Source organism: Polymorphum gilvum SL003B-26A1, from assembly GCF_000192745.1.
Classification (GTDB): domain Bacteria; phylum Pseudomonadota; class Alphaproteobacteria; order Rhizobiales; family Stappiaceae; genus Polymorphum; species Polymorphum gilvum.
This window is the reverse complement of record NC_015259.1, coordinates 2,520,786-2,542,921: the sequence shown is the minus strand read 5'-3', so window position 1 is coordinate 2,542,921 and position 22,136 is coordinate 2,520,786. Positions and strand designations below refer to the sequence as shown.

General features: G+C 68.7%; 15 protein-coding genes. 9 read left to right on the top strand and 6 right to left on the bottom strand.

The annotated features are described in order from the left end of the window. Positions 1-50 precede the first annotated feature (50 nt). Both ndk and SL003B_RS12045 read left to right on the top strand, forming a co-directional pair. Positions 51-473, top strand: coding sequence for a nucleoside-diphosphate kinase (gene ndk, locus SL003B_RS12050; RefSeq protein WP_013653127.1), 423 nt, complete (start codon positions 51-53; stop codon positions 471-473). Positions 474-1,047: 574 nt separating this feature from the next. After that, complete coding sequence (locus SL003B_RS12045) at positions 1,048-3,144, top strand: molybdopterin-containing oxidoreductase family protein (RefSeq protein WP_041376085.1); 2,097 nt, start codon at positions 1,048-1,050, stop codon at positions 3,142-3,144. 90 nt (positions 3,145-3,234) lie between these two features. Here SL003B_RS12045 and purN read toward each other — a convergent pair whose 3' ends face one another. After that, on the bottom strand, positions 3,235-3,891 hold the full coding sequence (purN, locus tag SL003B_RS12040) for a phosphoribosylglycinamide formyltransferase (RefSeq protein WP_013653124.1): 657 nt from the start codon (positions 3,889-3,891) through the stop codon (positions 3,235-3,237). 2 nt (positions 3,892-3,893) lie between these two features. Beyond that, on the bottom strand, positions 3,894-4,970 hold the full coding sequence (purM, locus tag SL003B_RS12035; RefSeq protein WP_013653123.1) for a phosphoribosylformylglycinamidine cyclo-ligase: 1,077 nt from the start codon (positions 4,968-4,970) through the stop codon (positions 3,894-3,896). A 193-nt stretch (positions 4,971-5,163) separates the two neighbouring features. Between purM and SL003B_RS12030 the strand changes: the two genes are divergently transcribed. The 4 genes from SL003B_RS12030 to SL003B_RS12015 are packed head-to-tail and all read left to right on the top strand — an operon-like array spanning position 5,164 to position 10,731. Further along, the gene (locus SL003B_RS12030) at positions 5,164-6,246 is read left to right on the top strand and encodes an AI-2E family transporter (protein ID WP_041375510.1); all 1,083 of its coding nucleotides are present in this window, start codon (positions 5,164-5,166) and stop codon (positions 6,244-6,246) included. Positions 6,247-6,258: 12 nt separating this feature from the next. After that, complete coding sequence (locus SL003B_RS12025) at positions 6,259-6,942, top strand: AAA family ATPase (protein ID WP_013653121.1); 684 nt, start codon at positions 6,259-6,261, stop codon at positions 6,940-6,942. Between the two features lie 35 nt (positions 6,943-6,977). Continuing rightward, positions 6,978-9,209, top strand: a complete 2,232-nt coding sequence (locus SL003B_RS12020) for an RNA degradosome polyphosphate kinase (RefSeq protein WP_013653120.1) — start codon at positions 6,978-6,980, stop codon at positions 9,207-9,209. After that, entirely contained in the window at positions 9,202-10,731 is a 1,530-nt protein-coding gene (locus SL003B_RS12015; protein ID WP_013653119.1) for a Ppx/GppA family phosphatase, read from the top strand. Before SL003B_RS12020 ends, SL003B_RS12015 begins: the two co-directional genes overlap by 8 nt. A 62-nt stretch (positions 10,732-10,793) precedes the next feature. On the opposite strand, the gene rnd is transcribed toward SL003B_RS12015, so the two are convergent. After that, a complete protein-coding gene (gene rnd, locus SL003B_RS12010) occupies positions 10,794-11,978 on the bottom strand; it encodes a ribonuclease D (RefSeq protein ID WP_013653118.1) in 1,185 nt (394 codons plus the stop codon). A 204-nt stretch (positions 11,979-12,182) separates the two neighbouring features. Between rnd and aspS the strand changes: the two genes are divergently transcribed. Both aspS and SL003B_RS12000 read left to right on the top strand, forming a co-directional pair. Continuing rightward, a complete protein-coding gene (gene aspS, locus SL003B_RS12005; protein ID WP_013653116.1) occupies positions 12,183-13,964 on the top strand; it encodes an aspartate--tRNA ligase in 1,782 nt (593 codons plus the stop codon). 133 nt (positions 13,965-14,097) lie between these two features. Beyond that, on the top strand, positions 14,098-15,894 hold the full coding sequence (locus tag SL003B_RS12000; protein WP_013653115.1) for an ABC transporter ATP-binding protein: 1,797 nt from the start codon (positions 14,098-14,100) through the stop codon (positions 15,892-15,894). Between the two features lie 12 nt (positions 15,895-15,906). On the opposite strand, the gene SL003B_RS11995 is transcribed toward SL003B_RS12000, so the two are convergent. The 3 genes from SL003B_RS11995 to SL003B_RS11985 all read right to left on the bottom strand — a co-directional run bounded on the left by SL003B_RS11995 (position 15,907) and on the right by SL003B_RS11985 (position 20,305). Then, positions 15,907-18,003, bottom strand: a complete 2,097-nt coding sequence (locus SL003B_RS11995; RefSeq protein WP_013653114.1) for a hypothetical protein — start codon at positions 18,001-18,003, stop codon at positions 15,907-15,909. A 113-nt stretch (positions 18,004-18,116) separates the two neighbouring features. Then, complete coding sequence (locus tag SL003B_RS11990) at positions 18,117-19,286, bottom strand: hypothetical protein (protein ID WP_013653113.1); 1,170 nt, start codon at positions 19,284-19,286, stop codon at positions 18,117-18,119. A 122-nt stretch (positions 19,287-19,408) separates the two neighbouring features. Beyond that, positions 19,409-20,305 carry a sugar kinase gene (locus SL003B_RS11985; RefSeq protein WP_013653112.1) on the bottom strand — a complete coding sequence of 299 codons (897 nt, stop codon included), beginning with the start codon at positions 20,303-20,305 and terminating at the stop codon, positions 19,409-19,411. 87 nt (positions 20,306-20,392) lie between these two features. Here SL003B_RS11985 and SL003B_RS11980 point away from each other — a divergent pair, with 87 nt between their 5' ends. Beyond that, positions 20,393-22,033 carry an EAL domain-containing protein gene (locus SL003B_RS11980; RefSeq protein WP_013653111.1) on the top strand — a complete coding sequence of 547 codons (1,641 nt, stop codon included), beginning with the start codon at positions 20,393-20,395 and terminating at the stop codon, positions 22,031-22,033. Positions 22,034-22,136 lie beyond the last annotated feature (103 nt).

Here is a 22,136-nt window from a genome sequence, read left to right as displayed (position 1 = left end):
CTCAAACCAGGCCGGCACCACCAGGCCACCTAACCGGGAAAGCAGACCAAATGGCGATCGAACGCACCTTCTCCATGATCAAGCCGGACGCGACCAAGCGCAACCTGACCGGCGCCATCACCGCCATGCTCGAGGAGGCCGGCCTGCGCGTCGTCGCCTCCAAGCGCGTGTGGATGTCGCAGCGCCAGGCCGAGGCCTTCTACGCCGTGCACAAGGACCGCCCGTTCTTCGGCGAACTGACCGAGTTCATGAGCTCCGGCCCGACCGTCGTACAGGTTCTGGAAGGCGAGAACGCCATCGCCAGGAACCGCGAGGTGATGGGCGCGACCAACCCGGCCAATGCCGAGGAGGGCACGATCCGCAAGAAATATGCCCTGTCGATCGGCGAGAACTCTGTGCACGGTTCCGACGCGGCGGACACGGCGGCCGAGGAAATCGCCTTCTGGTTCTCCGGCTCCGAGATCGTCGGCTGAGACCAGCCTTCGACGGACTTTCGAAGGGCCGGCTCCGAAAGGGGCCGGCCCTCAGCGTGTTGACACACCCGCAGCCTCTCCGGTGTCATTCCGGCCAAGCGGAGCGCGAGCCGGAACCGGAGAGTCACAGCCCTTCCATTTCGACAAGACCCGCACGGGCGACACCTCGGCTCGCCGATCCTGCCTCTCCGCTTCGCTGCGTGCGGGATGACGAAAGCAGAGATTTGTCAGCAGTCTGAGGGTCGGTTCCGAAAGGGGGGCGGCCCTTCCGACTTCTGACGGGGACTACCGCGCCGCCGACTCCCGGCCGCAGGGGCGAAGGAATACGACGGCGTGGACCGGACCAATAACCACCGCTCTGCGAACGAGTGGGCCCCGGGCCTCGCGCTGCTCGCCCGGGGTGACCGCTGTGGGTGTGGCAGAGCCGTGCCATGCGCTCCCTCGGGATGAGCCCGGACGGTCTTTTGCGTCGGCTCGGCTTGACAGGGGCGGGGCGCGCGCCGAAAGCTTGCTGCTCTGCCCGGCGTTCCAGCCGGGCTGGCCGCGCCGCGCGCCGACGATCCAGAGCCGACCGATGACCAAGCCGCTTCCCGCCAAGGCCGTTTCCGCCTGTCCGCACGACTGCCCGTCGACCTGCGCGCTCGATGTCGAGATCCTGCCCGACGGCCGCATCGGGCGGCTGCGGGGCGCGCCCGACAACGCCTATACGGCCGGCGTCGTCTGCGCCAAGGTCGCCCGCTATGCGGAGCGGCTCTATCATCCGGACCGCCTGACCAGACCGCTGCGCCGCGTCGGTGCCAAGGGCGAGGGGCGGTTCGAGGAGATTTCCTGGGACGCCGCGCTCGACCTGGTGGCGGAGCGGTTCCTCGCCGCCGAGGCGGAATGCGGCGCCGAGAGCGTCTGGCCCTACCACTATGCCGGCACAATGGGCCTGGTGCAGCGCGACAGCATCCACCGCTTCCGCCACGCCAAGGGCTATTCGCGCCAGTTCGACAGCTTCTGCACCAACATGGCCTGGACCGGCTACGTCGCCGGCACGGGTCGCCTCGCCGGGCCGGATCCGCGCGAGATGGCGCATGCCGACCAGATCGTCATCTGGGGCACCAATCCGGTCGCCACCCAAGTCAACGTGATGACCCACGCGGTGGCGGCACGCAAGATCCGTGGCGCGCGCATCGTCGTGGTCGACGTCTACCGCACCGAGACGATGAGGCAGGCCGACGTCGGCCTCGTCATCCAGCCGGGCAGTGACGCCGCGCTCGCCTGCGCGATCATGCACGTGCTGTTCCGCGACGGCCTCGCCGACAGGGATTATCTGGACAAGTACACCGACTGTCCGGCGGAGCTCGATGCGCATCTTTCGACCCGCACACCGGAGTGGGCGGCGGCGATCACGGGACTCGACGCGGGCGCAATCGAGGCGGTCGCCCGCCAGATCGGTACGGTCAAGCGGACCTATTTCCGGCTCGGCTACGGTTTCACCCGCTCGCGCAACGGCGCCGTCTCCATGCACGCGGCCACCTCGATTGCCGCCGTCACGGGCTGCTGGCAGTACGAGGGCGGCGGCGCCTTCCACAACAACGGCGCCATCTACGAACTCGACAAGACGATGATCGAGGCGCCGGAGCTGCGCCGGCCTGGCATCCGGGCGCTCGACCAGAGCCAGATCGGTCGCATCCTGACCGGCGACGCCGCCGCGCTCAACGGCGGGCCGCCGGTCAAGGCGATGCTGATCCAGAACACCAATCCGGTCTCGGTCTGCCCGGAACAGGCGCTGGTCAAGCGGGGCTTTTGCCGCGAGGACCTGTTCGTCTGCGTGCACGAGCAGTTCATGACCGAGACCGCGCGGATGGCCGACCTGGTGCTGCCGGCGACGCAGTTCCTCGAGCACGACGACATCTACAAGGGCGGCGGCCACCAATACCTCCTGTTCGGCCCAAAGCTGACCGAGGCGCCGGGCGAGGCGCGCGAGAACCTGTTCGTGCTCAACGAACTGGCGCGCAGGCTGGGCGCTGCCGACCATCCCGGCTTCCACATGACGGCCCGCGAGCATGTCGACTGGATGCTGCGCAACTCCGGCTACGGCACTCTGGCCGAGCTTGAGGCGGGGCGCTGGAAGGACCTGCAGCCCGACTTCCGCACCGCGCATTACCTCGACGGTTTCGGCCATCGCGACGGCCGCTATCATTTCCGCGTCGACTGGGGCCGCGACCCGGCGCCGAACAAGCCCGAGGGCGAGCCGATGGGACCGTGGCGGTCGATGCCGTCGCTGCCCGACTACTGGCCGAGCGTCGAGGCGGCGGATGCCGAGCATCCGTTCCGCCTGGTGACGGCGCCGGCGCGCTCGTTCCTGAACTCGTCCTTCACCGAATCGGAGATCGGACGGCGGAAGGAGGGTCGGCCGGAGGTCTGGCTGACGGTAGCGGATGCGGCAAGGGCCGGCGTCAGCGACGGCGACAGGGTCAGGATGGGCAACCGGCGCGGCACCGTGACGCTACACGCCCGCGTCGTCGACGGACCGACGCCCGGCACCGTGATCTCGGAAGGGATCTGGCCGAACGACGCCTTCGAGGACGGCCAGGGCATCAACACGCTGACCGGCGCGGACCCGGTCGCGCCCTACGGCGGCGCGGCCTATCACGACACGGCGGTGTGGATCCGACCGGCCTGAGCGGGCGAATCCGTTTCAGATGAAACGAAATGGCTGGCTGCCGGAGCTCTTTCCGGTCAAGCGGAACCGCTTGATCGACAAGAATGCGCTCTAGAACGCCGGCGCGATCAGGCTGCCCGGCGCGGCCGGGCCGTCGGCGACCGACACGGTGCGCCCGGCGAGGCGCGCGCGGCCCGAGGCGACGAGGTCGAGCGCATGCGGGTAGAGGCGGTGCTCCAGCTCCAGCACCCGGGCGCCGAGGCTGTCGGGCGTGTCGGCATCGAGCACCGGCACCGCACCCTGGGCGATGATCGGACCGGCATCCATTTCGCTTGAAACGAAATGGACCGTCGCACCGTGCAGCTTGACGCCTTCGGCGAGCGCGCGCTCGTGCGTGTCGAGGCCCTTGAAGGCGGGCAGCAGGGCCGGGTGGATGTTGACCAGCCGGCCGAACCAGCGCTCGACGAACCACGGCGTCAGCAGGCGCATGAAGCCGGCCAGCGCGACGAGGTCGGCGCCGGCGGCGGCGAGACGGGCGTCGAGCGCGCGCTCGAACGCCTCGCGGTCGCGGCCGTAGGCCTTGTGGTCGATGACGGCGGTGGCGATGCCGTAGCCTTCGGCGCGCGCCAAGCCGGCGGCGTCCGGACGGTTGGAGACGACCAGCACGATCTCGGCCGGATAGTCCGGCGCACGCGCCGCCTCGATCAGCGACACCATGTTGCTGCCGCGCCCCGAAATCAGCACCGCGACCCTACGCCGCTCCGTCATGGTCACAGGTCCAGGGCGTTGTCGAAGACGACCGGGGCGCTGCCGCCGGCCTCGATGCGGCCGATGTCGGCGACCGTCTCACCGGCGGCCTCCAGCGCGGCACGCACGGCGCCGGCCTCGGCGGCGGCGACGACCACGACCATGCCGACGCCGCAATTGAAGGTGCGCAACATCTCGCGCTCGGCGACGCCGCCGGTGCGGGCGAGCCAGCGGAACACCTCGGGCACGGCGACGGCGGCGAGGTCGATGCGCGCGGTCGCGCCCGCGGGCAGTACGCGCGGCAGGTTCTCCGGCAGGCCGCCGCCGGTGATGTGGGCGAGCGCCTTGATGCCGGTGGTCTCGTTGAGCGCGGCGAGCAGCGGGCGGACGTAGATGCGCGTCGGCTCCATCAGCGCCTGACCGAGCGAGAGGGACGGCGCGAAGGGCGCGGCGTCGGCATAGCCGAGGCCGGAGCGCTCGACGATCTTGCGCACCAGCGAGAAGCCGTTGGAATGGACGCCGGAAGAGGCGAGCGCCAGCAGAACGTCGCCCGCGGCGACGTCGGCGCGCGGCAGCAGCCGGTCGCGGTCGACGGCGCCGACCGCGAAGCCGGCGAGGTCGTAGTCGTCCCTGGCGTACATGCCCGGCATCTCGGCGGTCTCGCCGCCGATCAGCGCGCAGCCGGCGATCCGGCAGCCCTCGGCGATGCCGCCGACGACGTCGGTCGCAGCGTCGACGTCGAGTGCGCCGCAGGCGTAGTAGTCGAGGAAGAACAGCGGCTCGGCGCCCTGCACGACGAGGTCGTTGACGCACATGGCGACCAGGTCGATGCCGACCGTCTTGTGCAGGCCGGTGTCGATGGCGACCTTGAGCTTGGTGCCGACGCCGTCGTTGGCGGCGACCAGCAGCGGGTCGCTGTAGCCGGCTGCCTTGAGGTCGAACAGGCCGCCGAAGCCGCCGATGGCGCCGTCGGCGCCGGGCCGGGCGGTCGCCTTGACCAGCGGCGCGATGCGCTTGACCAGCGCGTTGCCGGCATCGATGTCGACGCCGGATTGGGAATAGGTCAGGCCGTTGTCGCGGTCGCGTTGGCCAGCGCTCATGGGCGGGTCTCCGATGCCGGTGCTGATGCTGTGGCAGGGCAATGCCTCATTTTGCGCGGCTATGCAATCGGGCCGGGCAAAATGCCCCCGCCGGCGCGCCGCTGCGCCGCACAAGCGTCTTGACCGGCTCGCGCGCCTGGACCTATCTGGGACCTATCTGCTGGAGCGGACCCCGCACCTTGGAGACGACCGGATGACCCTGCGCCGCCAGATCCAGTTCTGGATGCTCTCGCTGCTCGCCTTCATCGTCTTCATGCTAGTGTTCAGCGCCGTGCTGCTGCCCTTCGTTGCCGGCATGGCGCTCGCCTACCTGCTCGATCCGGTCGCCGACCGGCTGGAACGGGTCGGCATGAGCCGGCTGTGGGCGACGCTGACCATCCTTCTGGTGTTCGTTCTGCTGTTCGCGCTGTTCCTGCTGCTGCTCGTGCCGGTGCTCGGAAACCAGCTGCTCGGCTTCCTCGACCGGCTGCCCGGCCTCGTGCGCGCCCTGCACACGCTGGTGACCGAGACGTTCGGCGACCGTCTGTCGACGCTTGCCGGACTGGACATCAAGGACCTGCAGTCCTCGCTCGGTGACATCATGAGCAAGGCGGCGTCCTGGCTCGGGGGGCTGATGCAGTCGGTGTGGAGCGGCGGCCAGGCGCTGGTGTCGATCCTGTCGCTGTTCGTGGTCACACCGGTGGTCGCCTTCTACCTGCTGCTCGACTGGGACCGGATGGTCGCGCGCATCGACGGCTGGCTGCCGCGCCCGCATGTCGAGACGATCCGCCGGCTGGCGCGCGAGATGGACGCGGCGGTCGCCGGCTTCGTGCGCGGACAGGTATCGGTCTGCGTCCTGCTCGGCCTGTTCTACGCCATCGGCCTGATGCTGGTCGGGCTCAACTTCGGCCTGCTGATCGGCATCGGCGCCGGCCTCGTCAGCTTCATTCCCTTCGTCGGCGCGATCCTCGGCTTCGTCGTGTCCATGGCCGTGGCGCTGGTGCAGTTCTGGCCCGACTGGCCGCTGATCGCCGCGGTGGCGGCGGTGTTCGCGGTCGGCCAGTTTCTGGAGGGCAACATCCTGCAACCCAAGCTGGTCGGCGACAGCGTCGGCCTGCATCCGGTCTGGCTGATGTTCGCCCTGTTCGCCTTCGGCTCCCTGTTCGGCTTCGTCGGCATGCTGGTCGCCGTGCCGGCGGCGGCCATGGTCGGCGTGCTTGCGCGCTTCGCGCTGACGCAGTACCTAGCAAGTCCCTTGTACAGGGGCACCGGCCGACCGGCGGCCGACGACGAGTAGGGCCCACGCGCCATGGCGGAGCGACCGCGCCAGCTTCCCTTGATCCTGCCGCACGAGCAGGCGCTCGGCCGCGACGACTACCTGGTCGGCGCATCCAACCGGGCCGCCTTCGAGTTGATCGACAGCTGGCCCGACTGGCCGTCTGCCGTGGTGGTCCTCGCCGGCCCGGTCGGCTCGGGCAAGAGCCATCTAGTACAGATCTGGCACGAGCGATCCGGCGCCGCGGTGATCGAGGCCGGCGACCTGACCGAAGGCCGGGTCGAGGAACTGGTCTCGGCCGGCGCGGTGGCGGTGGAGAACGCCCATCGGGGCGTCGACGAGCGAGCGCTGTTCCACCTGCTCAACGCCGCGCGCCAGGCCGGCGCCAGCATGCTGATCACCAGCCGGACCTGGCCGGCGGCCTGGCCGCTGGCGCTGGCGGACCTTGTGTCGCGGCTTCGGGCCGCGACACCTGTGGAAATCCTGGAGCCGGACGACGATCTTTTGCGCCGCGTTCTTGTTAAGCTGTTCGCCGACCGCCAGCTCGCGGTCGAACCGGCCGTGGTCGACTATCTGGTGGTACGCATGGAGCGCTCGCTCGGCGTTGCCGGGCGGGTGGTCGAGGCGATCGACCGCGAGGCGCTGGCCAACGGCAGCAGGATCACGCGGCCGCTTGCCGGCAAGGTGCTCGAACAGATCCAGGCCGGCGAGGGCTAGGGTCGCGGCGCGTGCGGCGCGTGGTGGAGGAAAGAATGGACGAGACGTTGGATCCTGCGGCCGCCGAGCCGGTGCTGCGCCAGGACGAGGGTTCCGCTGCGGCCGGTGCAACACCGGTGCGCGCCGATACGGTGGCCGAGCTGATGGCGTCTCCGGCGCGCTTCATGAACCGGGAACTGTCCTGGCTGCAGTTCAATCACCGGGTGCTCGAGGAGTCGGTCAACCGCGACCATCCGCTGCTGGAGCGGCTGCGCTTCCTGTCCATTTCCGCCAACAACCTCGACGAGTTCTTCATGGTGCGCGTCGCCGGCCTGCGCGGCCAGCAGCGCGCCGACGTCACCCTGCGCTCCGACGACGGCCTGACGCCGACCGAGCAGCTGGAACGCATCGGCGCGGCCTGCCAGACGCTGCAGAGCGAGCAGCAGCGGCTGTGGCGACAGCTGCGCTCGGAACTGGCGGAAAGCGGCATCAAGATCCTGGTCGGCCAGGACCTGAGCGACGCCGACCGGGCCTGGCTGGAGGAGCATTTCCTCGCCCACATCTTCCCGGTGCTGACGCCGCTGGCGATCGACCCGGCGCATCCGTTCCCGTTCATCCCCAATTTGGGCTTCTCTCTGGTGTTCGAACTGGCGCCGGTCAAGGGCGGGCGCGGCATGACGGCGCTGCTGCGCGTGCCCGGCCATGTCGAGCGCTTCATCCGCCTGCCGGACAGCGAACCGGGCTCGGCGCGCTTCATCACCGTCGAGAAGGTCATCGGCCTGTTCATCGCGCGTCTGTTCCCCGGCTACGAGATCCGCGGCAAGGGCACCTTCCGCGTCATCCGCGACAGCGACCTGGAAATCGAGGAGGAGGCGGAGGATCTGGTCCGCCTGTTCGAGTCGGCTCTCAAGCGCCGCCGCCGCGGTTCGGTGATCCGGCTGGAGATCGACGCCAACGCGCCGGCCTCGCTGCGCGCCTTCGTCGCCGACGCGCTCGGCGTGACGGAGAACGAGACCTTCCTGGTCGACGGATTGCTCGCCCTCGACAACCTGTCGCAGCTGGTCGCGCTCGACCGCGAAGACCTCAAGTTCGAGCCCTACAGCGCGCGCTTCCCCGAGCGCATCCGCGAGCACGGCGGCGACTGCCTGGCGGCGATCCAGCAGAAGGACATCGTCGTCCACCATCCCTACGAGTCCTTCGACGTCGTGGTCCAGTACCTGCGCCAGGCGGCGCAGGATCCGGACGTGGTCGCGATCAAGCAGACGCTGTACCGGACCTCGAAGGACTCGCCGATCGTCAAGGCGCTGGCGGAAGCCGCCGAAGCCGGCAAGTCGGTGACCGCGCTGGTCGAGCTCAAGGCCCGATTCGACGAGGAGGCGAACATCCGCTGGGCGCGCGACCTGGAGCGCGCCGGCGTGCAGGTCGTGTTCGGCTTCCTGGAGCTGAAGACCCACGCCAAGCTGTCGATGGTGGTGCGCCGCGAGCATGGCGAGCTGAAGACCTATGTCCATATCGGCACCGGCAACTATCATCCGATCACCGCGCGCATCTATACCGACCTGTCCTATTTCACCGACGATCCGGACATCGCCCAGGACGCGGCGCGGGTGTTCAACTACATCACCGGCTATGCCGAGCCGGCCGAACTGAAGCGCCTTGCCGTCTCGCCGGTCAACCTGCGCCGGCGCATCCTCGACCTGACCGAGGCCGAGATCGAGCACGCCAGGGCGGGCCGGCCGGCGCAGATCTGGATGAAGATGAATTCTCTCGTCGACGCCGGCGTGATCGACGCGCTGTACCGGGCGAGCCAGGCCGGCGTGCAGATCGATCTGGTGGTGCGCGGCATCTGCTGCCTGCGCCCCGGCATTCCCGGCCTGTCCGACAACATCCGCGCCAAGTCGATCGTCGGCCGGTTCCTCGAGCACAGCCGCATCTTCTGCTTCGGCAACGGCCACGGCCTGCCGTCGCCGCAGGCGTATGTCTACATCGGCTCGGCCGATATGATGCCACGCAACATCGACCGGCGGGTGGAGGTTCTGGCGCCGCTGCTGACACCGACCGTGCACGAACAGGTGCTCGACCAGATCATGGTCGCCAACCTGAAGGACAACCAGCAGAGCTGGCGGATCCTGCCGGACGGCGGCCACGAGCGCATCGTACCGGGACCCGGTGAGGCGCCGTTCAACGCCCACCGCTATTTCATGACCAATCCCTCCCTTTCGGGGCGCGGAAAATCGCTCAACAGCGACCGGCCCAGACCCTTCATGGAGCGACAACCGCGTGGATGACGCACACGCCAAGCATGCGCCGGCCCGCGGCCGGCTGAACGGAACAGGACCCGTCGCGGTCATCGACATCGGATCGAACTCGGTTCGTCTCGTGGTCTACGAGCGCCAGTCGCGGACGCCGACGGTGCTGTTCAACGAGAAGGTGCTGGCGGGCCTCGGTCGGGGCCTGGTGTCGACCGGCCGGCTGGCGCAGGACTCGATCGGCGCGGCGCTCGCCGCCCTGCATCGCTTCCGCTGCCTGTGCGACCATATCGGCGTTCAGAGCGTGCACGTGCTGGCGACCGCGGCGGCGCGCGACGCCACCAACGGTGGCCAGTTCGTCGCCGAGGTCGAGCGGCTGACCGGCGTGCCTGTGCGCATCCTCAACGGCCACGAGGAGGCCTATTATTCGGCGCTCGGCATCGTGTCCGGGTTCTGGAAGCCGCAGGGCGTCGTCGGCGACCTCGGCGGCGGCAGCCTGGAACTGGTCGACGTCGGTCCGAAGGGGGTCGGGCGCGGCCAGACCTTCCCGCTCGGCGGCCTGCGCCTGCAGGAGGCGTCGGGCGGCAAGATGGTTCGCGCGCAGAAGATCGCCGACGACTGCATGGAAAAGGCGGTCTGGCCATCGGCCGCGGAACGGCAGACCTTCTATGCCGTCGGCGGCACCTGGCGCTCGCTGGCGCGCCTGCACCTGTTCCAGGCCGGCTATCCGCTCCACGTCATGCACCATTACGCGATCCCGGCGGGCGAGGCGATCGAGTTCTGCCGCGTCGTCGCCCAGCGTGACATCAACAGCCTCGACTTCATCGAAGCCATTTCCAAGCAGCGGCGCGCGCTGCTGCCCTATGGCGCAGTGGTGCTGGAACGGGTGCTGCGGGCCATGAACGCCGAACGCCTGGTCATGTCGGCGACCGGCGTGCGCGAGGGGCTGCTCTACGAAATGTTGCCGGAAGAGCTGAAGGCCCAGGACCCGCTGCTGGAGGCAGCGCGCGAGCTTTCGCTGCTGCGGGCGCGCTCGCCCGAGCATGCCGAGGAACTGGTGCAGTGGACCGACCGGCTGTTCCCGGTCATCGGCCTGGAGGAGACGGAGGAGGAGCGCCGGCTGCGGCGGGCCGCCTGCCTGCTGTCCGACATCGGCTGGCGCGCGCACCCGGACTATCGCGGCGAGCAGAGCCTCAACATCATCTCCAACGCCGGCTTCATCGGCCTCGACCACCCGGGTCGGGCCTATCTGGCCATGTCGGTGTTCTACCGCCATGCCGGACTGATCGACGACGCCCTGTCGCCGCGCCTGCGCGAACTGGCGCCGACGCGGCTGAAGGAACGCGCACGCATCCTGGGTGCGGCGCTGCGCGTCGCCTCGCTGGTCAGCGCCTCGATGGCCGGCGTGCTGCTGGAGACGTCCTTCGTGCTCGACGAGGACACGCTGATCCTCAAGCTGCCGGCCCGCCACGCCCACATGGACGGCGAGCGGCTGCGCAAGCGGGTGGGGCAATTCGCCAAGCTGATCGGCGCCAAGGGGATCGTCCTGCCGCTGCCGTGAGGCGCCGCGCAAGGCCCGCTGAGCCGGCCTTCAGGGACGCAGCGGAACGGCGGGTGCGGCGGTTATTCGGCGGCGATCGGGTCGCCGGCCTTGCGCGGCGGCTGGTCGAGAGCGACGATCTGGCGGCCGTCGAAGGCGAGCGCGATCTCGCCGCGCTTCAGCTTGAGGGCGGCCTCGCCGAACAGGTCCATGCGCCAGCCCTTGAGCGCCGGCACGTCGGCATCGTCGTCGGCGGCGATCCGCTCCAGATCCTCGACCGTGGCGATCACCTTGGCGGCGACGCCGTGGGCCTCGCTGACGAGCTTAAGCAGCACCTTCAGCAAATCGACCGCGGCGGCAGAGCCGTCCGGCGCCTGGCGGCCCTTGGGCAGCTTCGGCAGCCTGTCCTTCGGTAGGGCCACGGCCGTGCGCACCGCCTTGAGGATGTCCTCGGCCGAGCGCGAGCGCTCGAAGCCGCGCGGGATCGTACGCAGCCGGCTGAGCGCCTCTGCGGTCTGCGGCTGCTGCGCGGCGATCTCGTAGATGGCGTCGTCCTTGAGTACGCGCGAGCGCGGCACGTCGCGGCTCTGCGCCTCGATTTCCCGCCAGGCGGCGACCTCCATCAGCACGGCGAGTTCGACCGGCTTGCGCACGCGCATCTTGAGGCGCTGCCAGGCGTTGACCGGCTCGGTGCGGTAGGTGCCCTCGGAGGTGAGGATTTCCATCTCATCCTCGACCCAGTGGCTGCGGTCCTGCTCGGCGAGGTTGGCCTTCAGGAAGCGGTAGACGTCGCGCAGGTAGGTAACGTCGGCAAGCGCATAGTCGAGCTGCTTCTGGGTCAGCGGCCGGCGCGCCCAGTCGGTGAAGCGCGACGACTTGTCGATCCGCGCGCCGGTGATACGCTGGACCAGCTGATCGTAGGAAATGGAATCGCCGAAACCGCAGACCATCGCCGCGACCTGGGTGTCGAACAGCGGATGGGGAATGAGGCCGCCGAGATGGTAGACGATCTCGATGTCCTGGCGTGCGGCGTGAAAGACCTTGGTGACGCGCTCGTTGCGCATCAGGTCCAGGAATGGCGCCAGGTCCAGGCCATCCGCCAGCGCGTCGACGATGACCGCGTCGTCGGGACCGGCCATCTGGATCACGCACAGCTTGGGCCAGAAGGTGGTTTCCCGCAGGAACTCGGTGTCCACGGTGACATAGTCATGGGAGGCGAGACGGGAACAGGCGTCAGCGAGGGCGTCGGTGGTCGTTATCACAGTCATGGCAAGGGCGAGCTATACCGCAGTCTCGCCATCTTGTCGCCACGAAATGAGTCGGCGTTGCGCGTGGCGACGGCGCATTGGCGGTCCGCCCGCGCTCCAGCCCGCGACTTGACTTTGCCGGCGCGACGTGGCTTGTCCAGCGCGCACGGAGCGCGCGCCGCCCGGGCGCCCTGATCCTGTTTCGAGATGACTGTCGAGGACTGCATGCACCGCTACCGTAGCCATACTTGCGGCGATCTGCGCGCGAGCCACGCAGGGGAAACCGCCCGACTGTCGGGCTGGGTTCACCGCGTCCGCGACCACGGCGGGCTGCTTTTCATCGATCTGCGCGACCACTACGGCATCACGCAATGCGTCGTCGATCCTGATTCCGCCGCCTTCAAGGCGGCCGAGACGGTGCGCTCGGAGTGGTGCATCCGCATCGACGGCGAGGTGAAGCGACGCAGCGCCGAGACGGTCAACCCGAACCTGCCGACCGGCGAGATCGAGCTGTTCATCCGAGATCTGGAAGTGCTCGGCCCGGCGCGCGAGCTGCCGTTGCCGGTGTTCGGCGAGCCGGAGTATCCGGAAGACGTGCGCCTGACCTACCGTTTCCTCGACCTGCGCCGCGAGACCCTGCACCGCAACATCATGACCCGCACGAAGGTCATCGCCGATATCCGCCGGCGCATGGGCGAGATCGGCTTCGCCGAGTTCCAGACGCCGATCCTGACCGCCTCCTCGCCGGAGGGTGCGCGCGACTTCCTGGTCCCCTCGCGGCTGCATCCAGGCAAGTTCTACGCCCTGCCGCAGGCGCCGCAGCAGTTCAAGCAGCTGCTGATGGTGTCCGGCTTCGACCGCTATTTCCAGATCGCGCCGTGCTTCCGCGACGAGGATCCGCGCGCCGACCGCCTGCCGGGCGAGTTCTACCAGCTCGACCTGGAGATGAGCTTCGTCACCCAGGACGATCTGTTCGCCACCATGGAGCCGGTCATCCGCGGCCTGTTCGAGACCTTCTCCGAGGGCAAGCCGGTCACCCAGGCGTTCCCGCGCATTCCCTATGCCGAGGCGATCGCCAAGTACGGCACCGACAAGCCCGACCTGCGCAACCCGATCGTCATGCAGGATGTCAGCGCGCAGTTCGCGGACTCCGGCTTCAAGATCTTCGCACGCATGCTGGAGGATCCGAAGAACCGGGTGTGGGCGATCCCCGCGCCCAAGGGCGGCAGCCGCGCCTTCTGCGACCGGATGAATTCCTGGGCGCAGGGCGAGGGCCAGCCGGGCCTCGGCTACATCTTCTGGCGGCGAGAGGGCGATGTGCTCGAGGGCGCCGGCCCGGTCGCCAAGAACATCGGCCACGAACGCAGCGAGGCGATCCGTGCCCAACTCGGCCTCGACGAGGGCGATGCCGTGTTCTTCACCGCCGGCGACCCGAAGAAGTTCGCCGACTTCGCCGGCAAGGCACGCACGCGTGTCGGCGAGGAGCTGGACCTCATCGACCAGAACCGCTTCGAGCTGGCCTGGATCGTCGATTTCCCGATGTACGAATGGGACGAGGACGAGAAGAAGGTCGAGTTCAGCCATAACCCGTTCTCCATGCCGCAGGGCGGCCTGGAAGGGCTGGAGACGACAGATCCGCTCGAGCTCAACGCCTATCAGTACGACATGGTCTGCAACGGCTACGAGATCGCCTCGGGCGCTATCCGCAACCACAATCCGGAGATCATGAAGAAGGCCTTCGCGATCGCCGGCTACGACGAGACGGTGCTTGAGGAACGCTTCGGCGGCATGTACCGGGCGTTCCAATACGGCGCGCCGCCGCACGGCGGCATGGCCTTCGGCATCGACCGTATCGTCATGCTGTTCGTCGGCGCCAAGAACCTGCGCGAGGTGACGCTGTTTCCGATGAACCAGCAGGCCAACGACCTGCTGATGGGCGCACCGTCCGAGCCGACGACCAAGCAGCTGCGCGAGTTGCACATCCGGCTGAACCTGCCGCAGGCCTGAGGCCGGCTTGGGTCTGGGCCTGGGTCTGTGCCTGGGCTTGCGCGCGCCGCGCGGGCGCGGATAATCGCGCGGGGGCGGCCGGCGGATCGCGGGGCCCCTCGCATCGGCCGGCGCAGTTGCGACGAAAGGCGAGATGGCGGTGATCAAGGCAATCGCGGGGCGGCTCTTCCAGGACCCTGACGGCACGCTGTCGCTGCTGCGGCGCCTCGTGTCGGAAAACGCCCGCGCCCACCTGCCGCGCTACGCTATCGCCTTCGTGTTCATGGCCCTCGTCGCCGCCTCGACGGCGGCGAGCGCCTGGATCATGCGCGACGTCATCAACGAGGTGTTCATCAACCGCGATCCGACCATGATCGTGGCGATCGCGCTGGCCGTGATGGCGATCTTCACCGTCAAGGGCGCGGCGACTTACGGCCAGATCGTGGTGCTGAGCCGCATCGGCAACGCCATCGTGGCGGACTGCCAGCGCCGCCTATTCGACACCGTCACGCGGCAGGATCTCGCCTTCTTCGACCGCACCGCGCTCGGCGACCTGGCGACGCGCCTGTCGCACAACACCCAGGCGGCGCGCGCGGTGCTCGACATGGTCGTCACCTCGATCGGCCGCGACCTTTTGACCATCGTCGGACTGGTGACGGTCATGGTGGTGCAGGATCCGGGCCTCAGCATTATCGCGCTGCTGATCATGCCGCCAGCGGTGATCGGCGTGTCGATGCTGGTGCGCCGGGTGCGCAAGCACGCCAGGTCCCAGTTCGTGTCGATGACCAGAATCGTCTCGGCGGTGCAGGAGACGGCGATCGGCATCCGCGTGGTCAAGGCCTTCGGCGTCGAGGCGCGCATGCGCCGGGAGATGAACCGGGCGGTCGAGGACGTCGAACACCGGGCCAACCGGATCGCATCGCTGAGCGCGCGCACCTCGCCGCTGATGGAGACGCTCGGCGGCTTCGCCGTCGCGCTGGTCATCCTCTACGGCGGCTACAGCGTCGTCGAGCTGGACCAGGACCCAGGCGGGTTCTTCGCCTTCATCACGGCGCTGCTACTGGCCTACGACCCGGCCAAGCGGCTGGCGCGGCTGCACGTCAACCTGAGCAGCGGCCTGGTCGGCGTGCGGCTGATGTACGAGCTGCTCGACCAGCCGCCGTCCTTCGTCGACCGGGACGGGACCGGCACGCTGGCGGTCGGAACCGGCGAGATCCGGTTCAAGGACGTCACCTTCGGCTACGGCGAGGCGCAGGCCCTGCGCGGTCTGACCATGGTCGCGGAGGCGGGCAAGGTGACGGCGCTGGTCGGAGCCTCGGGGGCCGGTAAGTCGACCACCTTCAGCCTGATCGAGCGCTTCTACGACGTGACCGGCGGGCGCATCCTGATCGACGGCCAGGACATCCGCACCGTATCGGTCGCCTCGCTGCGCGGCCAGATCGCGCTGGTGACGCAGGACACCTTCCTGTTCGACCTGTCGATCCGCGACAACATCGCCCTCGGGCGGCCGGGCGCTGGCGACGCGGAGATCATCCGCGCGGCCATGGATGCCAATGCCCACGAGTTCATCCTGGAACTGGACCAGGGCTACGACACGCCGGCGGGCGAGGGCGGCACCCGTCTGTCGGGCGGCCAGCGCCAGAGGGTCGCGATCGCGCGGGCGATGCTGCGCAACGCGCCGATCCTGCTGCTCGACGAGGCGACCTCGGCACTCGACGCCGAATCGGAGGCTAAGGTGCAGGGCGCCCTCAAGCGGCTGATGAAGGGCCGCACGACGCTGGTCATCGCCCATCGGCTGGCGACCGTGCGCGATGCCGACATGATCCATGTCCTCGACCGCGGCCAGGTGGCGGAAAGCGGCTCGCATGCCGACCTGTTCGCCCGCGACGGCCTATACCGGCGCCTGTACGACCTGCAGTTCCGGCCGGCCGACCGCTCCGCCGCCGAATAGGCCCGGCCGCCGCTATCTGGCCGACACGCGTGCGCCGAGCAGGTCCGGCAGGCCGGCCGGCGCGGTCGCGGCCATGCCGAGCACCTGTGTCAGCGGTACCGGCGCGGCGGGGGCGAGTTCGACCACGATCTCCCGCGGATCGACCAGGAAGGTCCGGGCGGCGGCGACCAGGTCCTCGCCGAAACGGGTTCCGGCGAGCGGGCCCAGTTCCTCGCGCAGGTAGTCGGCAAGACCGAGCGCCATGGTGTCGGGGGACAGTCCCGCCTCGCGGGCCTGGTGGTCGATGAAGACGCGCACCAGGTCGGCGTCGGTGATCCGCATCCGGGCGGACTTCAGGGTCGCCAGGGCAAGCGCCATCTGGGCCGTTTCCGGCGCCTCGAACAGGTTCGCCTGGACGCTGCCGAGCGTCAGCGTCAGGCGGGCGCTTGCACCGTCCCTCAGCGTCAGCGACAGGTCGTGCAGGGTCAGGTCGCCGGTTGCCGCGTTCCAGTCGATGCGCAGCCGCTGGTCGATCTCGATCTCTTCCAGACCGAGGCCGTCCAGCAGCGCCTGCGCTTGCGGGTCATCGATCACGGCGGTCGGGAAGCGCAGACCGCGAGTCGTGAGCGCGATGTCGGTCGGGATCCGGTTGACGTGGCCGCGCTGGCTCACCCGGTGCTCGTCGATCGTGAAGCGGCCGCCGAGTTCGGCGCTTTCGAGTGCGAAGCCGACGATCTCGAACAGGCCGACCAGCGGGCTGACCTTGAGGATCTCCGCCATCGTAGGCTCGCCTTCCTGTTCTCCGAGCGCGACGAAGGCGGCGAGCGAGGGAAAGCCGACGTCGGCGACGGCCAGTCGGTCGAGGCGCAGGCTGCCCAGGTCTCCGGCCTCGCCGACGATGCCTTCGACGGCGAATTCGCCCAGACCATCGCCGTCGAGCCGGCGCAGGTTCATGCGCCGGATTGCGCCGGAGCCCTGCGGCGAAGACACGCGCAGCGTGTCGAGGTCGAACCGGTCGATGCGCAACAGCCCCGGCAGTTTCAGGATGGCCTGGACCGCGTCGTCGTCGCTTGGACCCTGGTCGAGCGCCGCCTGATCCAGGTAGCCCACGATCTGCGGCGTTTCCGCCCGGGTGAGGCCGACACCCTCGGCGGCGACGCCGGCGACGCTGACGGTGACATCGGCAGCGCTCATCTCGATGTCGCGGGTTTCCTGCCAGTGGACCACGGTCAGGCGCGTCGGGTCGGTGCCCTGGCCGAGCAAGGTCAGGATCGGCATGGCATCGAAACCGCGCAGCGTGCTGCGGCCTGCCGTGACCGTGACGGTCACCGGCTCGCCGCTGCCGTCCAGCGCCGGGGCGGTTTCGGTCTGCTCCATGCCAGCGACAACCTGCTCGGCGATCCGGCCGTCGGCCAGGTCGCGGATCAGCCAGTCCTCGTAACGCACGTTTGACGAGACGCCTTCATCCATTTCCATCGAGAACTCGATGACCGGGGCGAACGCCCGCTCGGCCTTGAGGGCCAGGATCGCTCCGGCGAGCTCGAAATGGCGCGTCACAGGCCGCTGCGGATCACTCGAAAGCTCGGGCAGGCGCGGCCAGGCGACGCTTGTCGCCTCGAAGTCGCTGTGAACGAAGGAGACGGTCATGGTGCGCTCGGCGTCCGGCGAGTCATCCGCCAACCCCGACGGATCGCTGCCGGTGCGCGGCCGTTTCGGCGCGCCGCCCTCGCTCGGCCCGGTCTCTGCCGACGGCGCGAACGGAAATGTGACGGTGACGACCAGGTCGCCGGGGATGCGGACCGATTCGGCCGAATAGCCTTGGGCGGTTTCCGCCAGGCCTTCGTAGACCGTCTCGTCGAAGGTGATGCGGACGGTGGCTTCGTCCTCGCCGTTGGGCAGGGACATGGAAAAGACCACCTCACCATCCAGGACCCTGACGTCGCCGTCACCGACGCCCGCCTCAATGTGGCCGTAGCGCGCGATCCCGGCTCCTCTGGTCGCCAACTCCGCGAACCAGCGGCTGACGATGTCCTCGGCGGAGTTGGCCGCCGCCCGACCGGGAACGCCGATCAGCAGCACCAGTACGGCGCCGCGTGCGAGGGTGCCGAGCCAAGCGTTCCGTCCGGTCATGGGCCATCTCCATGGCATGTGTGCGGGCGGCGGCGTAATACCGCACCGCGTCGGGAATGCGGCGCAGGACCGGCCGCCGCACGCTCGCGGCGGGCGCGGCCGATCCGGCGCGGTCAGTTGCCGTTGGCGCTCACGCTGACGCCGAGGACCTGCGGCAGGCTTTGCGGTGCCATCATGGCGGTGCCCATGATCTGGGCGACGGTAACCGGCGCGGCCGGCTTGGCCTCGGCGTGCAGGGACACCGGATCCTGCAGGAAGGTCGTGACCGCGCGCATCACCATGTCCTGGAACGCCTGGTTCTGCAGGATGGTGAGCAGCATCGGCAGGCCAGCCTGGAGCTGGGCCACGAAGGTGTCGCGATCGACGCCGGCTTCCTTGGCCTGGCTGTCGAGCAGGCGCTCGACGACCGAATCGTTGTCGAAGCGGATCGACAGGCCAGCCACCGAGACGCCCTGCAGCAGGGCGAGCGCCTGGTCGGAATCCTCTCGGCTCTCGTTGAGCCTGGTCACCACCTCGCGGGTGAGGCCGGCGAGCTGGACCTTGAGCGCCAGCGCTCCGACCTCCGCACCGGACAGGTCCAGCCGGGACAGGTCGAGAACACCGGTCTGCGGATCCCAGGCGAAGGCCGCATCGACGTCGAGCGTCAGGCTGTCGTAGCCGAGGTCGGTCAGGCTCTTCTTGCCGTCCTCGTCGAGGTTCTCCGCCTCGACGAGCAGTCCGGACAGGGCAAGACGCCCGGCGGTCGGCAGGTCGCCGTCCATGGCGTCGACCGCCACGAAGAGCTTGTCGAGCGCAACCTCGTTGCCGTCCTCGGTGATCACGGTCACGCCGAAGGTCTCGATCGTGCGATAGGACGGGCCGACGACCGGCTCGCCGCCGCCGGCGGCGATTTCCGCGGCCGACGGCAGCACCAGGTCGGTGGCGCGGAAGGCGGTGAACGAGACTTCGGTGTCGTCGGCGTCGAGCGTCACGTCGTCGAGGGCGAGCGCCGCCATCTTGAGGCGGCCGTCGGCGAGGACCTCTCCGCCGGTGATGACCACCTTGGCGATCTCCGCCGAGGTGCCCGGCTCGTCGGTGCCGTCCAGCACGATCTCGCGAATCTCGATCTGGTCGCCGTGCCCGCTGACCGCGCCGACGGAGGCGACCCGGGCCTTGCCGGCCTCAATGAGCCCGAGGAAGGCATCCGCGGTCGCATTGCCGGTCGGCTCGAAGGCGAGCGCGCTCCTGGCCAGGGCGAGAGCAACGACGGCGACGGCGGTACCGCGCAGGAGAAAAGTCCGCATCAAGTCACTCCGATTTATACCAACCCACGACCTTCCCGCCGGCCAAGATGCGTCAACGCCTCGGTGCTGGCAAGCAGATTGACGCCGGCGGGCGGGCCGAGTCGCCGTCCTGGCGAACCTGCTCAGGCAGTTCTTTCCGGGTAGAGGCGCATCGCTTCGGCGACGTCGGCCTGCGAGGGCAGGCTAGCCTCGTTGCCCAGGTGCTGGATCGAATGGGCCGAGGCGGCGCGGGCGAAGCGGAAGTGCTGCTCCCATGACGCCGTCGGGTCGCCGAGCCAGGAGGCGATGTAGGCGCCGTGGAACATGTCTCCGGCGCCGTTGGTGTCGACCACCTTCTCCATCGGAACGTCCAGGGCGGGCTGGTGGCGGATGTCTCCAGCGCCCTCGTACCAGTACATGCCGCGCTCGCCGATGGTGACGCCACCGACCTTGCAGCCCTTGGCGCGAAGATAGTCGAGGGTGCCCTCGATGCTGAGGCCGAGATGGTCGCAGAAGCGTTCCGAGACCACGGCCACGTCGATGAAATGCAGCAGGTCGGCGGTGTTCTCGCGCACCGCGCCGCCGTCCAGCGAGGTCAGGATGCCGGCCTCGCGACAGGCGCGCGCATAGTGGATGGCGGCATCGGGCATGTGTCCGTCGAGATGCAGCGCGCGGCAGCCGTTGAGGTTGAGCGGCGGGAAGGGGTGCAGGAAGTCGTTGTCGCGGCAGCGCACGATGGCGCGCTTGCCGTCCTTGGGCATGATGAAAGACAGCGAGGATTCGCGCACCTTGCGGCCGTGCACGGAGATGCCGTAGATCGCCGCCATGTCGAGGAACATGCGCGCCAGCCAATCGTCGGCCTGCGAGCACATCAGGTCCGGCGCATGGCCGAGCCGGGCGCAGCAGAAGGCCGCGGTGACCGCGTTACCGCCGAAGGAGACGGCGTAGTCCCGGGCGATGGTCTTCTCGTCGCCGGTCGGCAGGTAGTCGGTCAGGAACGTGACGTCGATATAGGCTTGGCCGATGAACAGTGCCTTCATGGCATCCTCCCGCGATTGATTGACTGGCGGCCCGCCGCGCGGCCCGAAAGGTGAACGTCGTTCAGGCGTTGTTTACGACTGTGGCCCATGGTCGCAAAGGCATTTCTCTATTCAGGCCGCGCCGTGTCCCGTCGCTACATGATCTTCATCAGGGCCGTATGTGTGGCGATCGTGCTCGCCGTCGCGCCCCTGATCGCGGCCAACTTCATTCTCGACAACTATGCCCTGACCCACGCCCAAACCGAAATGCGGGCCATGGCCGAACGCTACATCGTGCGCGGCGAGAACGCGATCAGCGGCGCGGTCGCAGTCCTGCAGCGCCTGCACCGCGACCAGGTGATGACCTGCGCCCGCGAGGATCGGCTGGCGTTCCAGGCGGCGATCACGGATCTCGGCTTCGTCGAGCGCATCGGCCTCGTCGACCGCAACGGGGTGCGCATGTGCATCGTTCCCGACGGCGAGATGTCCGGCGAGGCGATCCTGCCGGCCCTGAAGCCGGACGCGCCACTGGTCGGCATCGGCATGCTGGACAAGCAGTTCATGGGCGCCAACGTCGCCGTGGTGAGCTGGCATCTCGGCAATTCCAGCCGCCTGTTCGCCGAGATCTCGCCGCTGGCGATCGCCGTCGATCCCGGGCCGGACTACCTGCGCGCCTTCCGCCGCGCGGAACTGCGGCTCGGCAACGACGTCGCCTGGATGACCGCCGGCGGGTTCGGCTCGGAGGGCGGTCCGGCCGACCAGATGCTGACGGTCGACGTGCCCTCGGCCCGCTATCCGCTCAAGGCCCATGTCACCGCGCCGCGCTCGGCCGCGATCCATCTCGTGCACGACCTGAAGATGATCGTCGCGATCGCCTGCGCCGGCTTCGCCATCCTGTTCGTCGCCATCGGCGTGTGGTTCTCCTGGCGCCCGGACAGCGAGGCGGACGACGAGTTCGTCGCCGCCATCCGGCGCAAGGAATTCATTCCCTATTACCAGCCGGTGATGGACATCGAGACCGGCCGCCTGCGCGGCTGCGAGGTGCTGATGCGCTGGCGGCGCGCCGACGGCACCATGGTCTCGCCCGGCCAGTTCATGCCCTATGCGGAATCGACCGGCCACATTTTCGAGATGACCCGCCAGCTGATGCGCCAGACCGCGACCGAGGTCGGCGCGCTCTATCGCGACCATCCGGACCTGAAGCTGTCGGTCAACCTGTTCGCAGGACACTTCAACGACCGGCAGATCGTGGAGGACATCAAGGAGATCTACGGCAGTTCCGACATCGCGTTCCAGCAGATCGTGGTCGAGGTGACCGAGCGCCATCCGCTGCAGGACATGGACCTTGCGCGCAAGATCATCGCCGAACTGCAGGCGCTTGGCGTGCGCGTGGCGCTGGACGACGTCGGCACCGGCCACGGCGGCATGGCCTACCTGCAGAAGCTCGGCATCGACATCATCAAGATCGACAAGATGTTCGTCGACGCGCTCGGCACCGACGACAGTTCGACCACGATCGTCGACTCCATGGTGGAACTCGCCGACAATCTGGGCATGGGCATCATCGCCGAAGGCGTCGAACGGATGGAGCAGATCGAGCGGCTGCGCGAACTCGGCGTCACCGCGGCCCAGGGCTACATCTTCGCGCCGCCGCTGCCCGGCAAACTCTACATCGAACTCGCCGAGGCGCTGGCCAACGGGCCGGCACCGGATCTGGACCTCGACGAGGACGAGGAAGCTGTGGCTTGAGCAGTGCTTGAACGAGCACTCCCATCCAACTGGAATCTCAGAACAAGTCCTGAACAGGAGAGCGCCTCTCTCCGGGGGCAGCCGGTTCCGGTGAATCGTTAAG